This is a genomic window from Rubrivivax gelatinosus (assembly GCF_004340905.1).
Lineage (GTDB): Bacteria > Pseudomonadota > Gammaproteobacteria > Burkholderiales > Burkholderiaceae_C > Rubrivivax > Rubrivivax gelatinosus.
The window spans coordinates 61,274-80,922 of the sequence record NZ_SLXD01000009.1 but is presented as its reverse complement, the minus strand read 5'-3'; the positions used below and the strand labels follow the sequence as shown (position 1 = coordinate 80,922).

The window sequence follows — 19,649 nt, the reverse complement described above, 5'->3', positions numbered from 1 at the left end:
TTACTCCACGCGGGTGTCGGGCGCCGAAGCCGCCGAGGCCACCGACCCCGCGCTGCCGGCCGTGGCGACCTGCGCCTTGGCGCCTTCGCGCAGGTTGTCGAAGCGCATCGCCAGCACCGTCGCCTTCTCGGGCACGCCCGACAGCAGTTCGACACGGCCGGCGGCGTCGTCGCGGCGGCCGAGCTTGACCGCACGGCGCGCGAGCACGCCGTTCTCGATGACCCAGACGTGGTCCTGGCCGCCGACACGCGCGACCGCGTCCACCGGCAGCGTCAGGCGCTCGGCGGCATCCTTCAGCGTCACCGCGGCGACGGCGTACTGGCCGGCGCGCAGGCGCTCGCCGGGGTTGTCCAGCGCGATCGTCACGCCGATCGAACGCGTGCCGGCCTCGGCGGCCGGCGCGATGCGCGCGATACGGCCGGCAAAAGGCTCGGCCAGCCCTTCGATGCGCACTTCAGCCGTCATGCCCGGCGTCAGCTTGCCCACCTCGTGCGTGCCGACGCTGCCGGCAAGCTCGAGCTCCCGGATGTCGACGATGGTCAGCAGCTGCTGCTCCTCGGCCAGCTTCTCGCCGGGCACCGCGTGGCGCTTGGCGACGATGCCCGAGATCGGCGCCACCAGCGCGGCCTCGCGCATCGTGGTGCGCACCGTGTCGCGCGCCGCCCCGGCGGCGTCGAAGGCGCCACGTGCGGTCTCGAGTGCGGCGCGCGAGTTCTCCAGCGCGATCGGCGAGATGAACTTCTGCTGCGCCAGGCGTTCGTTGGACTCGTGCGTGCGCTCGGCCTGCACCAGCGTGGCCTTGGCGGCGGCGAGCTGGGCGTCGCGCTCGGCGACGCGGCTGGACAGCTCGGACAGGTCCATGCGCCCCAGCGGCTGGCCGGCCTTGACGCGGCTGCCTTCGGCGACCTCCAGCGCCAGCAGCGTGCCGGCGGCCTTGGCGCGCACGATGGCCGTCTGCGGCGCAACCAGCGGGCCGGAGAACTCGATGCGCTCAGGCATCGAGGCGCGCTGCGGCAGCGTCACCTCGCGGGCGACAAACTCCAGCGGCGGCGGGCCGGCCGGCTTGTCGGCGGGCTTGCCCCCGGCGTTCTTCATCCAGACGGCGGCACCGCCGCCGGCGAGTGCCAGCACGACGGCGGCCGACACCCAGGTTCTCGTTCTCATCGAATGCCTCCTGGCCGCCCTTGGCGGGCAGCGGCTCGCAGTGTAGGAAGGCGGCCGATGCCCCTGACGGCGCTGCGACGAAGCGCAGCGGCGGCGGCATCAGCTGCCGGACGCGCCGACGGACGGCAAGCCGCGGCGACGAACGGCGGCGCAGGGCCTCTCAGGCCGCCGTCGCCTCGGTGATGCGGCGCTCGAGTTCGGCCGCCTCGACCGGACGGCCGTAGAGCCAGCCCTGGCCGTGGTCGCAGCGCAGCCGCGTCATCAGCGCCGCCTGGCCGGCGGTCTCGATGCCTTCGGCCACCGTCACCATGTCCAGCGACTGCGCGACCCGGATCGTGGCCTCGATCAGCACGCGGTGGTACTCCACCGTCTCGGCGTGGGCGATGAAGCTGCGGTCGATCTTCACCGTGTCCACCGGCAGCAGGTGCAGACAGGCGAGCGACGAGTAACCGGTGCCGAAGTCGTCGAGCGCCAGGCGCACGCCCAGCTGCTTGAGCGCACGCAGCGTCGCCTGCACCCCCTCGTCCTGCGCCGCCAGCGTCTCGGTCACCTCCAGCTGCAGCAGGCCCGGCGCGAGGCCGTGCCGCTCCAGCGTGGCGCGCACCTGCTCGACCAGCCCCGGCGAACGCAGCTGGGCGCGCGACAGGTTGACGTTGAGCTGCCCCGGCGCCCGGGACCCCAGGCGCGAGCGCCAGTCGGCAAAACGCGCGCAGCTCTCGCGCAGCACGTACTCGCCGATCTGGTCGATCAGGCCGACTTCCTCGGCCACGGCGATGAACTCGGCCGGCGACACGACGCCGCGGGTCGGGTGACGCCAGCGCACCAGCGCCTCGACGCCGGTGGCGCGGCCGCCCGGCAGCGCGACGATCGGCTGGTAGACGACGAAGAGCTCGTCCTCGCGCAGCGCGCGGCGCAGGTCGTTCTCGTTCTCCAGCTGGCGCACGACACGTTCGTGCATCGCCGGGTCGAAGACCATGCAGCAGTCGCGGCCGGCACGTTTGGCCTCGTACATCGCGGTGTCGGCGTCGCGCAGCAGCTCGTCGGGGCTGCGTGCGTCGGCGCCGGCGACGACGACGCCGATGCTGACGGTCGACTGCACCGAGCGGCCATCCACCGTGTAGGGCTCGGCCAGGTCGAGCAGCAGCCGCTCGGCGATCGCCCGTGCCGCCTCGGCGCCGGCGACGCCATCGAGCACGACGACGAACTCGTCGCCGCCCAGGCGCGCCGCGGTGTGTTCGCCGCCGACCCGTGCGACCGCATCGCCCGGACGCAGCGCCAGCTCGATGCGCTGCGCCATCTGCTTGAGCAGCCCGTCGCCTTCGTGGTGGCCGAGCGTGTCGTTGATCTGCTTGAAACGGTCGAAGTCCATGAACAGCACCGCGAAGCCGTAGCCCGGGTGGCGGCGCGCGTGGCCGATCGCACGGTGCAGGCGCTGGATCGCCGCGGCCCGGTTGGGCAGGCCGGTCAGCGCGTCGGTGCTGGCGGCCTGGCGCAGGCGCTCGCTCAGCTCGTGGCGGCCGGTGACGTCGGTGGCCAGGAAGACGTAGCCGCAGTGCCCGCCGTCTTCGTCGAGCATCGGCTGCAGGTCGACCTCGAACCAGCCGTCGCTCGCGTGCTTGCGGCGGGTCAGCACCTCGAAGCGTGCCGGCCCGCGCGTGCGCAGCGCCTCGTGGTAGGGCGCGACGTCGGCCGGGTCGTTGTCGGCGCTGTGCAGCGCGACATCGACCGGGCGGCCGCGCACCTCGTCGGCCGACCAGCCGGTCAGGCGCACGAAGCCGTCGTTGACCCACTCGATGCGCCCGTCCAGCCCGGACACGATGACGCCGTTGTCGGTGCGCGAGACGATCTGCGCCAGGCGGCGCAGCTCGCGCGTCTGGGCCGACAGGCGCTGCACCTGGGTGCGCAGGGCGCGCGCCGTCGGCACCGCGACCAGCATCACCACCGCCGCCAGCACCAGCAGCGTCAGGCCGACGCCCCACTGCAGCATGCGGGCCTGGTGCACGGCACGCGACTGCGAGGCCTCCTGCAGACGCTGGTAGAGCAGATCGGCGGCGGCGATCGCCGGCTCGATCTCCGCCTGCAGCGCATAGGCGGCCGTCGTGATGCCCTCGCCGTCGTGCAGGCCCAGGTGCCGGACCATCGAATCGGCGCGGTACCAGAGGCGCTCGCGCGTGTCCTGCCAGCGCGACAGCGCCGCCGCCACCGCCGCCTCGTTGCGGCCGGACAGCACGCGCTGCGCCGACAGCAGGGTCTCGACCAGCAGGGCGTCGCTGCGCGAGCGCTCGATGGCGTCGGAGATCAGCTGGGCATCGCCGCCCGACCGCAGTTCGCCCCCTTCGGCCAGCGCGGCCAGGCGGCCGATCTGCTGGCAGAAGATGCGCTGCGTGCCGGCCAGGCCGACGAGGTCGGCGTCCAGCGCGCGCACACGTTCGAGGCGGCCGTTGTACCAGGACTGGAAACCTGCCAGCGCCACCAGCGCGACGAAGGTGAACAGCAGCGCATGGCGGATGCGCCGGTGCGCGCGGTCGACGCTGGCGGGCGTGGTCGACGTGCTGGGTTCCATCGGGTCAGGTGCGGTAGGGGCCGGCCGGCGCAGGATTCGCCGTCCCGGTTATCGGCGCTCGCGGCTTCAGTCTGAAGCGGGTTACGTGACCTCGACGTCACATTTCGACGCCTTGGCCGCCGCCGCAGCGCCGCCGAGGCCGGCAACGGCCGCCAGCCAGAAGACGGTGGACAGCCCGTGGTGCTCGGCCACCCAGCCGCCGGCCAGCCCGCCGATCACGCCCGGAACGCCGTAGCCGAGCACCGAGTACAGCGCCTGGCCGCGCGTGCGCAGCGCGCCCGGGAAGTGGCGGCTCACCAGCACGATGCTGGCGGCGTGGTGGGCCGCGAAGGTCAGCGCGTGCAGCAACTGGGCGAGCACCAGCAGCGCCGTCGACGCCCCGGCGACGGCCGTCAGCGCGAAACGCAGCGCCGACGCCAGCCCCGCCCACTGCAGCCAGCGGTAGGCGTCGAAACGCCCCAGCGCCTGGCCCTGGAACCAGAAGAAGACGATCTCCACCAGCACCGACACCGCCCACAGCGCGCCGACGGCGCTCTTGGGGTAACCGCGCGCGTCCAGCAGCAGCGAGAAGAAGGCGTAGAGCGCGGTGTGCGCCAGCACCGTCAGCGCCACCGAGGCGAAGAACCAGGCCACGGCCGGCCGGCGCAGCACCGGCAGCACCGGCGGCGGCGCCGTGGTGGGCGCCGCATCGGCGCCGCCGCCGGGCAGGCGCAGCGCCACCCCCAGCAGCAGCGCGTACAGCGCGCACAGCAGCAGCGGGAACAGGGCGATGCCCTGGCGCTGCAGCAGCGCGCCGGCGGCCACCACCGAGACGACGAAGCCGATCGAGCCCCAGACACGCACACGGCCGTAGCGGCTCGCGTCGAAGCCGCCGCCGGCGCTCAGCCGCGCGGCCAGCGCGGCTTCGGACAGCGGCACGATCGCGCCGTTGGCCAGGAACAGCGCCGCAGTGCAGGCCGCGACCGCCCATTCGCCACGGGCGACGAGAAAACCGGCCGCTGCCGCGAGCGCGATCGCCGCGGCCAGCCGGATCAGGCGCACGCGGCCCCCGCCGTGGTCGGCCCACCAGCCCCAGCCGTAGGGCGCGACGACGCGGGTCCAGCTCTGCAGCGAGGCCACCGCGCCGATCAGCAGCGTCGAGAAGCCCAGCTCCTTGAACCAGAGCGGCGCGTAGGGGTTGAACAGCGCGATGCCGGCGAAATAGACGAACCAGACCGCGCCGAAGGCGCGCAGCCCGGTGGGCGCGGGGCTCAAGCGCCGGCCGGCCGGGCCGCGGGGATCGGCGGGATCGGCAGCTCGACGTCGCCGCACTGCGCACGCTGGCGCAGCACGTGGTCCATCACCACCAGCGCCAGCAGCGCCTCGGCGATCGGCGTCGCGCGGATGCCGACGCAGGGGTCGTGGCGGCCGTGGGTCTCGACGGTCGTCGGCTGGCCGGCGCGGTCGATCGAGGCGCGGGCGATGCGGATCGAGCTCGTCGGCTTGATCGCCAGGCGCACCACCAGCTCCTGCCCGGTGGAGATGCCGCCGAGCACGCCGCCGGCGTGGTTGCTGGCGAAGCCCTCGGGCGTCAGCTCGTCGCCGTGTTCGCTGCCGCGCTGGGCGACACAGGCGAAGCCGGCGCCGATCTCGACGCCCTTGACGGCGTTCAGGCCCATCATCGCGTGGGCGATGGCTGCGTCCAGGCGGTCATAGAGCGGCTCGCCCAGGCCCGCCGGCACGCCGCGCGCGCGCACCTCGATGCGTGCGCCGCAGGAGTCGCCGGCCTTGCGCAGCGTGTCCATGTAGGCCTCCAGCCGCGGGATGTCGCTGGCGTTGGCGGCGAAGAAGTCGTTGGCACCGATGTGGCGCTCGTCCTCGAACGGGATCTCGATCTCGCCGAGTGCGCTCATCCAGCCGGTGAAGGTGCAGCCGTGACGCTCGCGCAGCCACTTGCGCGCGACGGCGCCAGCCGCCACCGTCGGCGCCGTGGTGCGTGCCGACGAACGCCCGCCGCCACGCGGGTCACGCAGGCCGTACTTGCGCCAGTAGGCGTAGTCGGCGTGGCCGGGGCGGAAGGTGTCCAGCAGGTTGCCGTAATCCTTGCTGCGCTGGTCGGTGTTCTGGATCAGCAGCGCGATCGGCGTGCCGGTGGTCAGGCCTTCGTAGACGCCCGACAGGATCTGCACCCGGTCGGCTTCCTGGCGCTGCGTGACGTGGCGGCTGGTGCCGGGGCGACGGCGGTCGAGCTCGGGCTGGATGTCGGCTTCGGACAGCGCCAGGCCGGGCGGGCAGCCGTCGATGACGCAGCCGATCGCCGGGCCGTGGCTCTCGCCGAAATTGGTGACGCGAAAGAGTTCGCCGAGGGTGCTGCCGGACATGGGAACGCTGCGTTGGGGGCAGCGGATTCTATGCGGCGGCCCCCGGCCGGGCCGCTCAGGCCGTCGGCCGCGCCGAGGCGTCTTCCTCGGGCCAGTCCTTGATGTAGGCCTTCAGCATGCGGTTCTCGAAGTCCTGCGCGTCGACCACCGACTTGGCGACGTCGTAGAACGAGATCACGCCCATCAGCGTGCCGTGGTCCAGCACCGGCATGTAGCGCGCGTGGCGCAGCAGCATCATGCGGCGCACCTCGTCGATGTTGGTCTCGGGCGTGCAGGTCAGCGGCGCGTCGTCCATCACCGAACGCACGTGGCGGTTGCCGACGTTGCCGTGGCACTCGACGACCGCCGAGATCACCTCGCGGAAGGTCAGCATGCCGACCAGGTCGCCGTGCTCCATGACGACCAGCGAACCGACGTCGAACTCGGTCATCGACTTCATCGCGTCGGCGAGCAGCTGGTCCGGCGAAACCGTGTAGGTCGTGTTGCCCTTGACGCGCAGGATGTCGGTGACTTTCATGCGGTCAATATAGCCCACAATCGGCGCCCTCCTGCCCCGTGGAAGGTCAACGATGCCCGGTCCGTCAGACCCCGGATTCGACACGCTAGCGCTTCACGCCGGCGCCGCGCCCGACCCCGCCACCGGGGCACGCGCGGTGCCGATCCACCTGACGACGAGCTTCGTCTTCGACAGCGCCGAGGGCGCCGCCGCGCTCTTCGACCAGGAGCGTTCAGGCCACGTCTACAGCCGCATCAGCAACCCGACGACGGCGGTGTTCGAGGAGCGCATGGCAGCACTCGAAGGCGGCGTCGGCGCCATCGCCACCGCCAGCGGCCAGGCCGCGCTGCACCTGGCGATCACGACGATCGCCGGCGCCGGCAGCCACCTCGTCGCCTCGCGGGCGCTCTATGGCGGCTCGCACAACCTGCTGGCCTGGACGCTGCCGCGTTTCGGCATCGAGACGACGTTCGTCGATCCCGCCGACGTCGACGCCTGGCGTGCCGCGATCCGGCCCAACACCCGCCTGCTGTTCGGCGAGACGCTGGGCAACCCGGGGCTGGAGGTGCTGGACATCCCGGCCGTGGCCGCCGTCGCGCACGACGCCGGCCTGCCGCTGCTGGTCGACTCGACTTTCACGACGCCCTGGCTGATCCAGCCCTTCGCTCACGGCGCCGACCTCGTCTTCCATTCGGCGACCAAGTTCCTGTCGGGCCACGGCACCGTCGTCGGCGGCGTGCTGGTCGACGGCGGCAGCTTCGACTGGGAGGCCTCGGGGCGTTTCCCCGAACTGACCGAGCCCTACGCCGGTTTCCACGGCATGGTGTTCAGCGAGGAGAGCACGGTCGGCGCCTTCCTGCTGCGCGCGCGCCGCGAAGGCCTGCGCGACTTCGGCGCCTGCATGAGCCCGCACACCGCCTGGCTGGTGCTGCAGGGACTGGAGACGCTGCCGCTGCGCATGGCGCGCCATGTAGCCAACGCACACCGCGTCGCCGAGTTCCTCGCCGGCCAGGCCTTCGTCGAACGGGTGCGCCACCCGGAGCTGCCGGGCCACCCCAGCCACGCACTCGCCAAACGCCTGCTGCCACGCGGCTGCGGCTCGGTGTTCAGCGTCGACCTGCGCGGCAGCCGCCGCCAGGGCCAGGCCTTCATCGAGGCGTTGCAGATCTTCTCGCACCTGGCCAACGTCGGCGACTGCCGCTCGCTGGTCATCCACCCGGCGTCGACGACGCATTTCCGCATGGACGACGCGGCACTGGCCGCCGCCGGCATAGGCCCCGGCACGGTGCGGCTGTCGATCGGCCTGGAAGACCCGGCCGACCTGATCGAGGACCTGAAACGCGCCTTGAAGGCCGCGGAGCGTGCGGCATGAAACTCGTCGTCAACGGCCACGCGCTGTACGCCTACACCGGCGGCGTCGAGTTCGACCCCGCCCTGCCCTGCGTCGTCTTCGTGCACGGCGCGCTCAACGACCACAGCGTCTGGACGCTGCTGGCGCGCTGGTTCGCACACCACGGGCGCACGGTGCTGGCGGTGGACCTGCCCGGCCACGGCCGCAGCGGCGGCCCGCCGCCGGCCAGCGTCGAGGCCGCGGCCGACGGCGTGCAGGCGCTGCTGGACGCCGCCGGCGTCGAACGTGCGGCGCTCGTCGGCCACAGCCTGGGTTCGCTGATCGCGCTGGAAGCCGCGGCACGCGCGCCGGATCGTGTCACGCACCTGGGGCTGGTCGGCACCGCGTTCCCGATGAAGGTCAGCCCGGCCCTGCTGGCCACCGCACGCGAGACGCCGCAGGCGGCGATCGACCTGGTCAACGCCTTCTCGCTGTCGACGATCGCCGCCAAACCTTCGTACCCGGCGCCGGGCACCTGGCTGCACGGCGCCCAGCGCGCGCTGATGCGCCGGCTGCAAGGCCAGGCCGAAGCCCAGGGGCTGAACCTGTTCGCGCACGACTTCGCGATCTGCGACGCGTATGGGCGGGGGCAGCCCTCACCCCCCGCCCTCTCCCGCGCGGCGGGAGAGGGAGCCACGTCGGCGCTGCGCTGCCCTGTGGCCGTCGTCGTCGGCGCCAAGGACACGATGACGCCGCCCAAGGCCGCGCGCGAACTGGCCGCGGCGCTGAACGCGTGTGTGACGACGCTGCCGGCCGGTCACTCGCTGATGGCCGAGGCGCCCGACGGCGTGCTCGCGGCGCTGCGCGCGCTGCTCGACTGACCCGTCTCCCTCTCCCGCTCGCGGGAGAGGGCCGGGGTGAGGGCAGGCCCACCCCTCGCGGCCACAGCCGGCCTCGAACGCGGCGCCCACACCTACAATGACCGTCCATCCTCAAAATGGATGGCCCCGGGGCCCGCGGCAACGCCGCGGCGCGCCGCCACCCCCTGGCGCGGCGCCCCTTCCCCCCGCCGCGGCCCACCGGCCGCCGCCCGGCCGCTGGCAGCGCCATCCGCGCTCGCGCACCCGGCGCACGACGCTCGTGTCGCCGCCTTCCCTTCGCCGCGCACCCCCGATGTCCTCTCCGTCCGAACTGCCGCCCGCCCCTGCCACGCCCGATGAAAAGACGGCGGTACCGCTGAAGATCGAGGACTGGCTCACCGTCGCCGTGATGGCGGCGCTGGCGCTGATCACCTTCGCCAACGTGCTGGTGCGCTACTTCAGCGACCAGTCCTTCGCCTGGACCGAGGAGATCTCGGTCTTCCTGATGATCGTGCTGGCGCTGGTGGCCGGCTCGGCCGCGGTGGCGCGCAACCGGCACATCCGCATCGAAGCCTTCGCCGACGCCGGCCCGCCGCAGCGCCAGCGCGCGCTGGCGCGATTCGGTGCGCTGATGGTGGCGCTGCTGTTCGCGATCATGGCCGTGCTCAGCGCACGCATCGTCTGGGACCACGTTCAGTGGGAGGAGACCTCGCCGGGCATCGGCGTGCCGCAGTGGTGGTACTCGATCTGGCTGCCGATCCTCTCGGTGGTGATCGCCGGCCGCGCGATCGGGCTGTTCGTGCGCCGCGGCCGCGAGCGTGACGACGACGTGCAGGCCGGGCGATGATCCCGACGCTGCTCTTCGTCGGTTTTCTGGCGCTGATGTTCCTCGGCGTGCCGATCGGCGTCGCGCTCGGCCTGGCCGGCACCGCGGCCATCGCGCTGGCCAACCTGGACACGCAGTGGTTCGGGCTGCTGGCCGTGCCGCAGAACTTCTTCGCCGGCCTGGGCAAGTACCCGCTGCTGGCGATCCCGATGTTCGTGCTCGTCGGCTCGATCTTCGACCGCTCGGGCGTCGCGCTGCGGCTGGTGAACTTCGCCATCGCGATCGTCGGCCGCGGCCCCGGCATGCTGCCGCTGGTGGCGATCGTCGTCGCGATGTTCCTCGGCGGCATCTCGGGCTCGGGCCCGGCCAACGCCGCCGCGGTGGGCGGCGTGATGATCGCGGCGATGGCGCGCGCCGGCTACCCGGCCTCGTTCTCGGCCAGCGTCGTCGGCGCCGCGGCGGCCACCGACATCCTGATCCCGCCCAGCGTCGCCTTCATCGTCTACTCGGTGCTGGTCTCCGGCGCCTCGGTGCCGGCGCTGTTCGCCGCCGGCATGGTGCCCGGCATCCTGGCCGGCATCGCACTGATCCTGCCGGCGGTGTGGCTGGCGCGAAAACACGGCATGGGCGCCGCCGAGGCGACGCTGCCGCGCCCGCCGTTCTGGGCCAGCCTGCGCGAAGCGAGCTGGGGCCTGTTCGCGCCGGTGCTGATCCTCGGCGGCATGCGCGCCGGCTGGTTCACGCCGACCGAGGCCGCCGTCGTCGCGGTGTTCTACGGGCTGTTCGTCGGCGTCTTCATCCACCGCACGATCGCGCTGCGCGACCTGGCGCCGATCCTGCGCGAGTCCGGCGAGCTGTCGGCGGTGATCCTGTTCGTCGTCGCGCTGGCGGGCATCTTCGCCTACTCGCTGTCGACGATGGGCGTGATCGACCCGGTGACCAACGCGATCGTCAACTCCGGGCTCGGCGAGTACGGCGTGCTGTCGCTGCTGATCCTGCTGCTGATCGTCGTCGGGATGTTCCTCGACGGGGTCTCGATCTTCCTGATCTTCGTGCCGCTGCTGCAGCCGATCATGACCCACTACCAGTGGGATCCGGTGTGGTTCGGCGTGCTGCTGACGCTGAAGGTGGCGCTGGGCCAGTTCACGCCGCCGCTGGCGGTGAACCTGATGGTCTCGTGCCGCATCGCCGGCGTGCGCATGGAGGAGACCGTGCGCTGGGTCGGCTGGATGCTGCTGGCGATGTTCATGGTGATGGTCGCGGTGATCGTGTGGCCGCAGCTCGCGCTGTGGCTGCCCGCGAAGCTGGGTTACTGACGCTCTTACCCGAGGAGAAGACGACGATGAAGCGCACGTTCCTGAAGTTCACGCTGGCCGCCTGCGCGCTGGCCGCCGCCGGTGTCGCCAGCGCCCAGAGCACGCTGCCGCCCGGCTACAAGGCCGAGTACCGCATGAGCCTGGTGCTGGGCACCGCGTTCCCGTGGGGCAAGGGCGGCGAGATCTGGGCCAACCTCGTGCGCGAGCGCACGCAGGGCCGCATCAACATCAAGCTGTACCCGGGCACCTCGCTGGTGGCTGGCGACCAGACGCGCGAGTTCCCGGCGATCCGCCAGGGCGTCATCGACCTGGCGGTCGGCTCGACGATCAACTGGTCGCCGCAGGTCAGGCAGCTGAACCTGTTCTCGATGCCCTTCCTGATGCCCGACCACGCCGCGCTGGACGCGCTGACGCAGGGCGTGGTCGGCCAGCAGATCTTCCAGGCCATCGACAAGGCGGGCGCGCTGCCGCTGGCCTGGGGCGAGAACGGCACCCGCGAGATCAGCAACAGCAAGAAGCCGATCCGCACGCCGGCCGACCTGAAGGGCATGAAGATCCGCGTCGTCGGCTCGCCGCTGTTCCTGGACACCTTCACCGCGCTGGGCGCCAACCCGACGCAGATGAGCTGGGCCGACGCCCAGCCGGCGCTGGCTTCGGGCGCCGTCGACGGCCAGGAGAACCCGCTGTCGATCTTCACCGCGGCCAAGCTGCACACCGTCGGCCAGAAGCACCTGACGCTGTGGGGCTACGTCGCCGACCCGCTGATCTTCGTCGTCAACAAGGAGGTCTGGAAGAGCTGGACGCCGGCCGACCAGGCCATCGTGCGTCAGGCCGCCGTCGACGCGGGCAAGCAGCAGGTGGTGATCGCGCGCAAGGGCCTGGCCGAAGCCGACCAGCCGCTGCTCAAGGACATCGGCGCGCTCGGCGTCACGATCACCAAGCTGAGCCCGGCCGAACGCGAGGCCTTCGTGAAGGCCACGCGCCCGGTCTACGACAAGTGGAAGAAGCAGATCGGCACCGACCTGGTCGACGCCGCCGAGAAGGCGATCGCGGCGCGCCGGTAAGCCGCTCTCAGGCGGGGCGGCGGCGGCGCGCCAGCGCCGCCGCGGCCAGCGCGGCCATCACCAGCGCCGCGCTGGCCGGCTCCGGCACGTCCTGCGTCACCTCCGTGAACACGACGCTGCCGAAGCCTTCAGTGCCGGCACCGGTGGTGTCGTAGGCCAGGAAGGCCTGGCTGGCTTCGGTGAAGCCGGCCGCCAGCGCCAGCAGCGGCTGCGACAGCGCGCCGGCGCCGCTGAACATCAGGTCCACGCCCAGCAGGCTGCCGGCCGAGAACCAGGCCAGCGGCAGGCTGTCGGCGTCGATGCCGTCCAGCGTGTAGCGGGCGCCGGCGAAGTCCAGCGTGAAGCTGCTGAGTTCGACGCTGCCGTCGTAGCCGGCAACCGGGTCCTCGAAACCGAGGCTGCCGCTGAAGGCGGTGCCGGCCAGCGAGCCGGAATCGACGAGGCCGTCGATGCGGTAGAGCGCGGCCTGCGCGGGCGCGGCCAGTCCTGCAAACAGCGTGGCGGCGAGCGCCAGGGCGGAAATGATTTGACGGGTCATCCGGGTCTCCATCGTCAGAACAGGAAGTTCGCGGGCTTGAGCAGCGCCGCGCAGGACAGGTTCTTCACCAGCACCATCGCACGCGCAGCGGCCGGGCCGGCGGCGTCCGGGTCGACGGACAGCAGCGCGTCAGCACCCGAGGACGAGCAGAACAGGTAGCCCTGGCCGATCGGGTCGGTCGACGGCACGCGCAGGCTTTGCAGCAGCGCGGCCAGCGAGATGCGGTCGTCGCCCGGCGTGAAGTCGGTGATCGTCGCGCCGCCGGCAAAGCCGGTGCTGAAGACGAAGCTGTCGCTGCCGCCGCCGCCGGTCAGCGTGCGCCGGCCGGCGCCGCTGACGATGACGTCGTCACCCGCCGTGCCGGTGACGCTGGTGCTGGTGGGCGACGCGGTGATCGTCTTCACCAGGTTCAGGCCGACGAGCACCGGGTCGTGGTCCGACGAGCGGTACGGCGTCGCCGCGTAGGGATCGGGCGCGCAGCTGGCGCAGGCCGGCTGCTTGTATTCGAGGTTGTAGTCGTGCGCCACGGACTCGTCGGCGTTGACGTGCCAGTGCACCACCCCGGCGACCTTGGGCGACAGCGTGCCGGTGGACAGCGCATGGTCCAGCCGGCCGGCGGCACCGTCGAAGACGTAGGAGTAGCCGAAACCGTTGAAACGCGCGACCTCGTCGACGTAGCCGCTGCCGGTGAACTGGAACACCGGGTCTTCCTGGGCGTAGGCGTTGAAGTCGCCGACCAGCAGCACGTCGTTGCTGGTGCTGGCCGCCTGCAGCTGGGCGACGAAACGCCGCAGCTGGTCGGCCTGGGCGACACGCAGCGCGTTCCAGCAGCCCTGGCCGTCGCCGCTGTCGACGTTTCCGGGCGCATCGGCGTCGCCGGCGGCCGGGCAGCTGCCCTTGCTCTTCAGGTGGTTGACGACGACGGTGAAACGTTCGCCGTTGGCCGGCGCGAAGGTCTGCGCCAGCGGCGGGCGGCTGTTCACCGCGGCGGTGTCGCTGGCCGGCGCGCCGACGCGGGCGACACGCGCGGGCTTGTAGATCATCGCCACCTTGATCGCGTCGCTGCCGCTGCCGGCGGCCGGTTCGGGCACCACGGCGTAGGTGCCCGAGCCCACGCGCAGGTTCAGCGCGTCGACCAGGTTCTGTACCGCCACCGCGCCGTTGTTCTGGATCTCCATCAGCCCCACGACGTCGGCGTCGAGCGCGGCCAGCGCCTCGACGATCTTGGCGCGCTGGCGCTGGAACTCGGCCAGGCTGTTGGCGCCGCGGCAGTTGGACGCCGAGACGGTGCCGCCCTGGCTGCAGCCCTGGCCGGTCTGGCCGCCGGCGGTGGCGCCGTTGGTGAAGGTGGTGAAGTAGTTCAGCACGTTGAAGCTGGCCACCTTGACGTTGCCGGCGACCGCGGGCGGCGTGGCCGTGCGCGGATTGGCCGTCGTGTAGCGCAGCGTGCTCTTGTCCAGCGGCAGGATGCGGTAGTCGCTGGGCGCGCTGGCGCCGGTGGTCGAGGTCGACAGGCCGTAGTCGACGACGCCGGTGATCGAGCCGATGAGGTCGCCGCCACGCAGCGCGCCGTTCGGGCCGGTGTACGGCGTGGGGTTGACGTTCTGAGCCGAGCTGCCGTCGTCGAGCACGATGCGGCGCGCGGCGTTGTCGGCGGCCAGCGCCTGGGCCTGCGCGCCGGGGCGATAGCGGTTGGTCGGCGTCTCCAGCCGGCCGCCGGCCGACAGCGTGAGCTGGCCGTAGCGCGCCTGGTAGTAGTTCTGGTCCACCGTCAGCGGGCCGGCCAGCGTGACCAGCATGCCTTCGTAGCGCTCCAGGCCACCGGAGACCGGCAGCGCCAATGCCACCGGCGTGATGCTGCCGCTGCCGAGCACGCTGATCGCGCTCGGCCCGGTGAGCTGGGTGACGCTGCCGCTGCCGGCGGCGAACTCGGCCACCTTGCCGGTGAGCTGCACGAGCTGGCCGGCGGTGACGCTGGGCGCGCTGCTGGTGAAGACGAAGAGGCCGTCGGAGGTCGCCGCGTCGCCGTCGCCGGCCGCGTCCTGCAGGAAGAAGCCGTTGTTCGTCAGCTGGGTGACGACGCCCGAGGTCATGACGGTCTGGCCGAGCAGCGGGCTCTGTTGGCCGCTGCCCTGGATCTCGTAGGTGCGGCGCAAGGCGACCGTGCCGCCGTCGTCGCCGCCACCCGAGCAAGGCACGGCCGCCGTCGCGCTGTTGCGCGGCGCCGGCGTGCCGGTGACGAAGTCGCTGGCGTTGTTGCCGCTGTCGGTGCAGCCGCCGGCCTTGCGCAGCAGCGCGCTGCTGCTGCTGGCCGCCGGCGCGGCGCCGCTGCCTTTGTAGAAGTTGGCGCTGCCGTAGCCGACCAGGTCGACGAAATGCGCCTGCTGTTCGGCGCTGCAGGCGGTGGAGCCGCCGTTGCAGGCCAGGCCGGTGGCGGTGTCCAGCAGGGCGACCTTGCCGTTGCTGCCCGACAGGTCGGCGTTGCCGGTCGCGTCCGGCGTCGGCAGCGCGGTGCCGGAGCTGGTCCTCAGCTGCACCAGGTACCAATGCCCGGGCTGCAGCGTGCCGGCGAGCGGCGTCACGCTGTTGCCGGCGAAGTTGCCGGTGCCAGTGGCGCTGGCGTACTGGACCGACCAGCCGCTCAGGTCGACGGCCGTGCTGCCGTTGTTGAACAGCTCGACGTAGTCGCTCGCGAACGCATTGCCGTTGCCGCCGTAGATCTGGCTGATCACGACGCCCGCGCTGGCCGGCGTGGACGCCAGCAAGGCCGCGACGGCTGCCGCGATGGCCGAAGCCTGCTTGTGCATGTTCCCCTCCTTCAGGTGATGGGGGCGCACGCTATCCAGGCGGCATGAAGCGTCCGTGACGGGAAGCGACGCCTGCGGCGCGCCCCCCCGAGATGCGCGGCCCCGCAGGGCACGAGGTCAGCGCAGCAGTTCGGCCAGCGTCAGCTCGCGCAGGCGCAGGCGATCACGAAGCTCGTCGACCGTCGCGCCGGGCGCCAGCAGCAAGGCGTCGAACAGCGGCAGCGCCGGCGTCGCCTCGGCGTCGCACAGCAGCACGTGACGCGCGGTACCGCCTTCGTCGAGCCGGGCGACCCAGTCGAAGCCGGTCAGCAGCTCCAGCACCGGCTCGAGCTCCAGCGGGTCGGCACGCAGTCGCTCGGACAGCGTCGGCAGCGACAGCCCGTGGCCCGGGCCGTGGCGCGCGGCGGCGAGCTGGCGCAGCACCACGAGCGCCAGCTCGAAGCGGTGGCCGGCGGTGGGCGGCCGGCGCACGACGCGCATCTGCAGGCTGGGCGCGTAGGCGGCGATCACCGCACCCAGCAGCACGATGACCCAGCTGAGATAGATCCACAGCAGCAGGATCGGCAGCGAGGCGAAAGCGCCGTAGACCGAGGCGTACATCGGCACCTTGTCGACGTACCAGGCCAGGCCTTCCTTGGCGAACTCGAAGGCGACGGCGACGAACAGCGCACCGGCCCAGGCGTGGCGCCAGCGCACGGTGGTGTTGGGCACGTAGTGGAACAGGCCCGCCAGCGCCGCGGCCAGCAGTGCGAACTCGGCGACGCTGAGCGCCGCGCTGACGCCACCGGGCAGCACGCCGACCAGGCCGCGCGAGGCCGACAGCGCGTAGGAGGTCATCGACAGGCTGACACCGACGACCAGCGGACCGAGCGTCAGCGCAGCCCAGTAGACCAGCACACGCTGCGCGATCGGCCGCGGCTGGCGCACGCGCCAGATCGCGTTGAGCGTGCGGTCGATGGTCAGCATCAGCGCCAGCGCCGTGGCGCCGAGGAACAGCAGGCCCACCGAACCGGCCCGGTTGGCCTGCGAGGCGAACTGCGTCAGCGCACGCATCACCGGGCGCGCGATCGTGTCGGGCACCAGCGACTGCAGGAAGTACTTCTCCAGCGAGATCTGGAACTTGGCGAAGATCGGGAACGCGGTGAAGACGGCCAGCATCACCGTGACCAGCGGCACCAGCGCGATCAGCGTCGTGAAGGTCAGGCTGCTGGCGGTGAGGCCGAGGCGGTCTTCGCGGAAACGCTGGCGCAGCGTGCGCAGCGTGTCGAGCCAGGGCCAGCGGCGGAGGGCGGCGAGCGAGTCCTGCCACAACACGCGCAGGCGGGCCGCCAGGGCCGGAGACGATGTCATGCTGGATATGATGCCAGCATGGTTTCCGCTGTCCCCGCTGTCCCCGCTGTCCCCGATGCCGCCGTGCGGCAGACCCGCGCGCTGGCCCTGGCCTCGCTGATCGCCCTGATCGTGCAGGGCCTGGCCTGGGAGCTGTGGATCGCGCCCACCGGCAGCGGCACGCTGGCGCTGAAGGTGCTGCCGCTGGTGGCCGCCGTGCCCGGCATGCTGCGCCACCGGCTCTACACCTTCCGCTGGGTCAGCATGGCGCTGTGGCTCTACGTCACCGAGGCGCTGGTGCGTTCGACCAGCGAACGTGGCGCCGGCCAGGCGATGGCCATCGTCGAGCTGGTGCTGTGCATCGTGCTCTTCGTCTTCTGCTCGCTGTACGTGCGCCGGCGGCTGCGCGGTGTGAAGGCGGCGGCATGAGCCCGCAGGACTTGTCCGGGGCTCATTCCCGCCCGGCGGGACCGGCCGCCAGGCCGAAGGGTGCCCCAGTGAACGAAGGGCTGCTGCAGACGCTGCGCGAGGTGGTCGGCGCAGCGCAGGTGCTGACCGAAGGCGATCTCTCGGCCTACGAACTCGACTGGCGCCGCCGCTGGCGCGGGCGCGCGCTGGCCGTCGTGCGCCCGGGCAGCACCGCCGAGGTCGCGGCGGTCGTGCGCGCCTGCGCGGCCGCCGGTGTCCCCATCGTGCCGCAGGGCGGCAACACCGGCCTGGTCGGCGGCGGCGTGCCCGACGAGAGCGGCCGCCAGGTGCTGCTGAGCCTGCAGCGCCTGAACCGCATCCGCGCGATCGACGCCGCCAACCTGACGCTGAGCTGCGAAGCCGGCTGCGTGCTGCAGGCGGTGCAGGAGGCGGCCGCGGCCCAGGGCCTGCTGTTCCCGCTGAGCCTGGCGGCCGAAGGCAGCTGCACGATCGGCGGCAACCTCGCGGCCAACGCCGGCGGCACCCAGGTGCTGCGCTTCGGCAACGCGCGCGAGCTGTGCCTGGGGCTGGAGGTCGTCACCGCGGCCGGCGAGGTCTGGGACGGGCTGTCCGGCCTGCGCAAGGACAACACCGGCTACGACCTGCGCGACCTCTTCGTCGGCAGCGAGGGCACGCTGGGCATCATCACCGCGGCGACGCTGAAGCTCTTCCCGCAGCCGGCGGCGGTGACGACGGTCCTTGCCGCCTGCGAGAGCCTGGACGACTGCGTCGCACTGCTGAACCTGGCCCGCACGCGCCTGGGCGCCGGGCTGACCGGCTTCGAGGTCATGGGCCGCTTCGCGCTGGAACTGGTGGCCAAACACTTCCCGGCGCTGCCGCGGCCGCTGCCGGGTGCACCGTGGACGGTGCTGCTGGAGCAGAGCGACACCGACGGCGAGGCCGCAGCGCAGGAGCGTTTCGAGTCCCTGCTGGGCACGGCGCTGGAAGACGGCATCGTCGGTGACGCCGCGGTGGCCGCCAACCTGTCGCAGTCGCACACGATGTGGCATCTGCGCGAGTCGATCCCGCTCGCCCAGGCCGAGGAAGGGCTGAACATCAAGCACGACATCGCGCTGCCGGTGTCGGCGATCCCCGGCTTCTGCGCCGCGACCGACGCCGCGCTGGCCGCAGCGATACCCGGCGTGCGGCTGGTGTGTTTCGGCCACCTCGGCGACGGCAACCTGCACTACAACGTGCAGGCCCCCGAAGGCGGCGATGCCAAGCGTTTCCTCGCCGAGCAGGAGCCGGCGGTCAACCGCATCGTCTACGACGCCGTGGTGGCCTGCGGTGGCTCGATCTCGGCCGAACACGGCATCGGGCAGTTGAAGCGCGACGAACTCGCCGAACGCAAGTCGCCGGTGGCGCTGGCGATGATGCGGGCGATCAAGGCCGCGCTGGACCCGCAGAACCTGCTGAACCCCGGGCGCGTGATCTGAGCCCGGGCCGGGCCTGCCGGCTTACTGCAGCGGCCCCTTCAGCGCCGCCGGCAGCGGCACCGTCAGCACCTCGATGCCTTCGTCGCTGAGCGCCTGGCGCTCTTCGGGCGAGGCCTGGCCGCGGATGCCGCGGTTCTCGCTCTCGCCGTAGTGGATGCGCCGCGCCTCCTCGGCGAACCGGCCGCCGACGTCCTCGGTAGCGGCCAGCAGCTGGCGCACCGCGCCCAGCCAGGCGGCCTGCAGGTCGGCATCGGTGGCCGGGGCCTTGGGCGTCCTGGGGGCCTGGGGCGGCTCGGGCGGCGGCTCCTTGGCGCCGGAGAGGTTCAGCCGCGGCGCGCTGGGCAGCCGCGTGACGACGTGGTCGCCGCAGATCGGGCACTCGACGAGACCGCGGCCGTTCTGGTCCATGAAGTCGTCGTCCGAGGCGAACCAGCCCTCGAAGCGGTGGCCGTTCGTGCAGCGCAGGTCCAGGACCTTCATCGGGCTCGGGCGGGCTCGCCGTCCTCCGGGTCGGGCTGCCACTCCAGCGGCCAGGCGCCGGCGCGCCAGCGCTGCAGCCAGTGCAGGCCGATGCGCGTCTTCACGTCGGGCAGGCCGTCGCCCATCGCGAGCACGTCGAGTTCGGCTTCGCTCAGTTTCATGACCTCCACGAACTCGCCTTCGTCGAGCTTCTGCTCGCCGGCGACCAGGCCGCGAGCGAAGTAGATCCAGATGCTCTCGCTGGAGTAGGCGGCGGCGTTGTGGATCTCGCAGGCGAAGGCCCACTCGCGGGCACGGAAGCCCGTCTCCTCGTGCAGTTCGCGGCGCGCGCACTCGAGCGTGCTCTCGCCGGCGTCGCGTTTGCCGGCCGGGAACTCGACGATCGTGCGGGCTATCGGGTAGCGGTACTGGCGCACCAGCACGACGCGGCCGTCGTCGAGCAGCGGCACGACGGCGACCGCGCCGGGATGGCGGATGTACTCGCGCGTCGCCGCACTGCCGTCGGGCAGCACGACCTCGTCGCGGTGCACTTCGAGGAAACCGCCTTCGAGCAGCGTGCGCCCGCCGGTGCGGCGTTCGCGCAGGTGGACGTCGTCGGTCTCGTCGGTCATC

General features: G+C 72.3%; 17 protein-coding genes. 7 read left to right on the top strand and 10 right to left on the bottom strand.

Annotation, left to right across the window (positions count from 1 at the left end):
- The 5 genes from EV684_RS14705 to EV684_RS14685 all read right to left on the bottom strand — a co-directional run bounded on the left by EV684_RS14705 (position 1) and on the right by EV684_RS14685 (position 6,604).
- Positions 1-1,164: an efflux RND transporter periplasmic adaptor subunit gene (locus tag EV684_RS14705; RefSeq protein ID WP_207184359.1), complete on the bottom strand. Its 1,164-nt coding sequence runs from the start codon at positions 1,162-1,164 to the stop codon at positions 1-3.
- Between the two features lie 160 nt (positions 1,165-1,324).
- Positions 1,325-3,727, bottom strand: coding sequence for a putative bifunctional diguanylate cyclase/phosphodiesterase (locus EV684_RS14700; protein WP_132648041.1), 2,403 nt, complete (start codon positions 3,725-3,727; stop codon positions 1,325-1,327).
- 81 nt (positions 3,728-3,808) lie between these two features.
- Positions 3,809-4,981 (bottom strand): MFS transporter, encoded by a 1,173-nt coding sequence (locus tag EV684_RS14695; RefSeq protein WP_132648040.1) that lies wholly within the window; start codon positions 4,979-4,981, stop codon positions 3,809-3,811.
- Positions 4,978-6,087: a chorismate synthase gene (aroC, locus tag EV684_RS14690; RefSeq protein ID WP_132648039.1), complete on the bottom strand. Its 1,110-nt coding sequence runs from the start codon at positions 6,085-6,087 to the stop codon at positions 4,978-4,980. Before aroC ends, EV684_RS14695 begins: the two co-directional genes overlap by 4 nt.
- Positions 6,088-6,142: 55 nt before the next feature.
- On the bottom strand, positions 6,143-6,604 hold the full coding sequence (locus EV684_RS14685; RefSeq protein ID WP_132648038.1) for a CBS domain-containing protein: 462 nt from the start codon (positions 6,602-6,604) through the stop codon (positions 6,143-6,145).
- Positions 6,605-6,656: 52 nt separating this feature from the next.
- Between EV684_RS14685 and EV684_RS14680 the strand changes: the two genes are divergently transcribed.
- The 5 genes from EV684_RS14680 to EV684_RS14660 all read left to right on the top strand — a co-directional run bounded on the left by EV684_RS14680 (position 6,657) and on the right by EV684_RS14660 (position 11,979).
- On the top strand, positions 6,657-7,955 hold the full coding sequence (locus EV684_RS14680; protein WP_132648037.1) for an O-acetylhomoserine aminocarboxypropyltransferase: 1,299 nt from the start codon (positions 6,657-6,659) through the stop codon (positions 7,953-7,955).
- The gene (locus EV684_RS14675; protein ID WP_132648036.1) at positions 7,952-8,794 is read left to right on the top strand and encodes an alpha/beta fold hydrolase; all 843 of its coding nucleotides are present in this window, start codon (positions 7,952-7,954) and stop codon (positions 8,792-8,794) included. The genes EV684_RS14680 and EV684_RS14675 overlap by 4 nt, the downstream gene beginning before the upstream one ends.
- Before the next feature lie 292 nt (positions 8,795-9,086).
- Complete coding sequence (locus tag EV684_RS14670; RefSeq protein WP_132648035.1) at positions 9,087-9,620, top strand: TRAP transporter small permease; 534 nt, start codon at positions 9,087-9,089, stop codon at positions 9,618-9,620.
- Positions 9,617-10,915, top strand: coding sequence for a TRAP transporter large permease (locus EV684_RS14665; protein ID WP_132648034.1), 1,299 nt, complete (start codon positions 9,617-9,619; stop codon positions 10,913-10,915). Before EV684_RS14670 ends, EV684_RS14665 begins: the two co-directional genes overlap by 4 nt.
- A gap of 26 nt (positions 10,916-10,941) precedes the next feature.
- Positions 10,942-11,979 carry a DctP family TRAP transporter solute-binding subunit gene (locus EV684_RS14660; RefSeq protein WP_132648033.1) on the top strand — a complete coding sequence of 346 codons (1,038 nt, stop codon included), beginning with the start codon at positions 10,942-10,944 and terminating at the stop codon, positions 11,977-11,979.
- Between the two features lie 7 nt (positions 11,980-11,986).
- Here EV684_RS14660 and EV684_RS14655 read toward each other — a convergent pair whose 3' ends face one another.
- The 3 genes from EV684_RS14655 to EV684_RS14645 all read right to left on the bottom strand — a co-directional run bounded on the left by EV684_RS14655 (position 11,987) and on the right by EV684_RS14645 (position 16,674).
- Entirely contained in the window at positions 11,987-12,517 is a 531-nt protein-coding gene (locus tag EV684_RS14655; RefSeq protein WP_207184360.1) for a PEP-CTERM sorting domain-containing protein, read from the bottom strand.
- A gap of 14 nt (positions 12,518-12,531) precedes the next feature.
- Positions 12,532-15,324, bottom strand: coding sequence for an ExeM/NucH family extracellular endonuclease (locus EV684_RS14650; RefSeq protein WP_132648032.1), 2,793 nt, complete (start codon positions 15,322-15,324; stop codon positions 12,532-12,534).
- 117 nt (positions 15,325-15,441) lie between these two features.
- Positions 15,442-16,674, bottom strand: coding sequence for a YihY family inner membrane protein (locus EV684_RS14645; protein ID WP_242478445.1), 1,233 nt, complete (start codon positions 16,672-16,674; stop codon positions 15,442-15,444).
- 18 nt (positions 16,675-16,692) lie between these two features.
- On the opposite strand from EV684_RS14645, the gene EV684_RS14640 reads away from it, so the two are divergent.
- Together EV684_RS14640 and EV684_RS14635 are read left to right on the top strand one after the other, a co-directional pair.
- A complete protein-coding gene (locus EV684_RS14640; RefSeq protein ID WP_132648031.1) occupies positions 16,693-17,082 on the top strand; it encodes a DUF2069 domain-containing protein in 390 nt (129 codons plus the stop codon).
- Positions 17,083-17,150: 68 nt separating this feature from the next.
- A complete protein-coding gene (locus EV684_RS14635) occupies positions 17,151-18,557 on the top strand; it encodes an FAD-binding oxidoreductase (protein ID WP_132648030.1) in 1,407 nt (468 codons plus the stop codon).
- A gap of 21 nt (positions 18,558-18,578) precedes the next feature.
- On the opposite strand, the gene EV684_RS14630 is transcribed toward EV684_RS14635, so the two are convergent.
- Complete coding sequence (locus EV684_RS14630) at positions 18,579-19,037, bottom strand: DUF1178 family protein (protein ID WP_132648029.1); 459 nt, start codon at positions 19,035-19,037, stop codon at positions 18,579-18,581.
- Positions 19,034-19,648 carry an NUDIX domain-containing protein gene (locus tag EV684_RS14625; RefSeq protein WP_132648028.1) on the bottom strand — a complete coding sequence of 205 codons (615 nt, stop codon included), beginning with the start codon at positions 19,646-19,648 and terminating at the stop codon, positions 19,034-19,036. The genes EV684_RS14630 and EV684_RS14625 overlap by 4 nt, the downstream gene beginning before the upstream one ends.
- Between the last annotated feature and the right edge of the window lies 1 nt (position 19,649).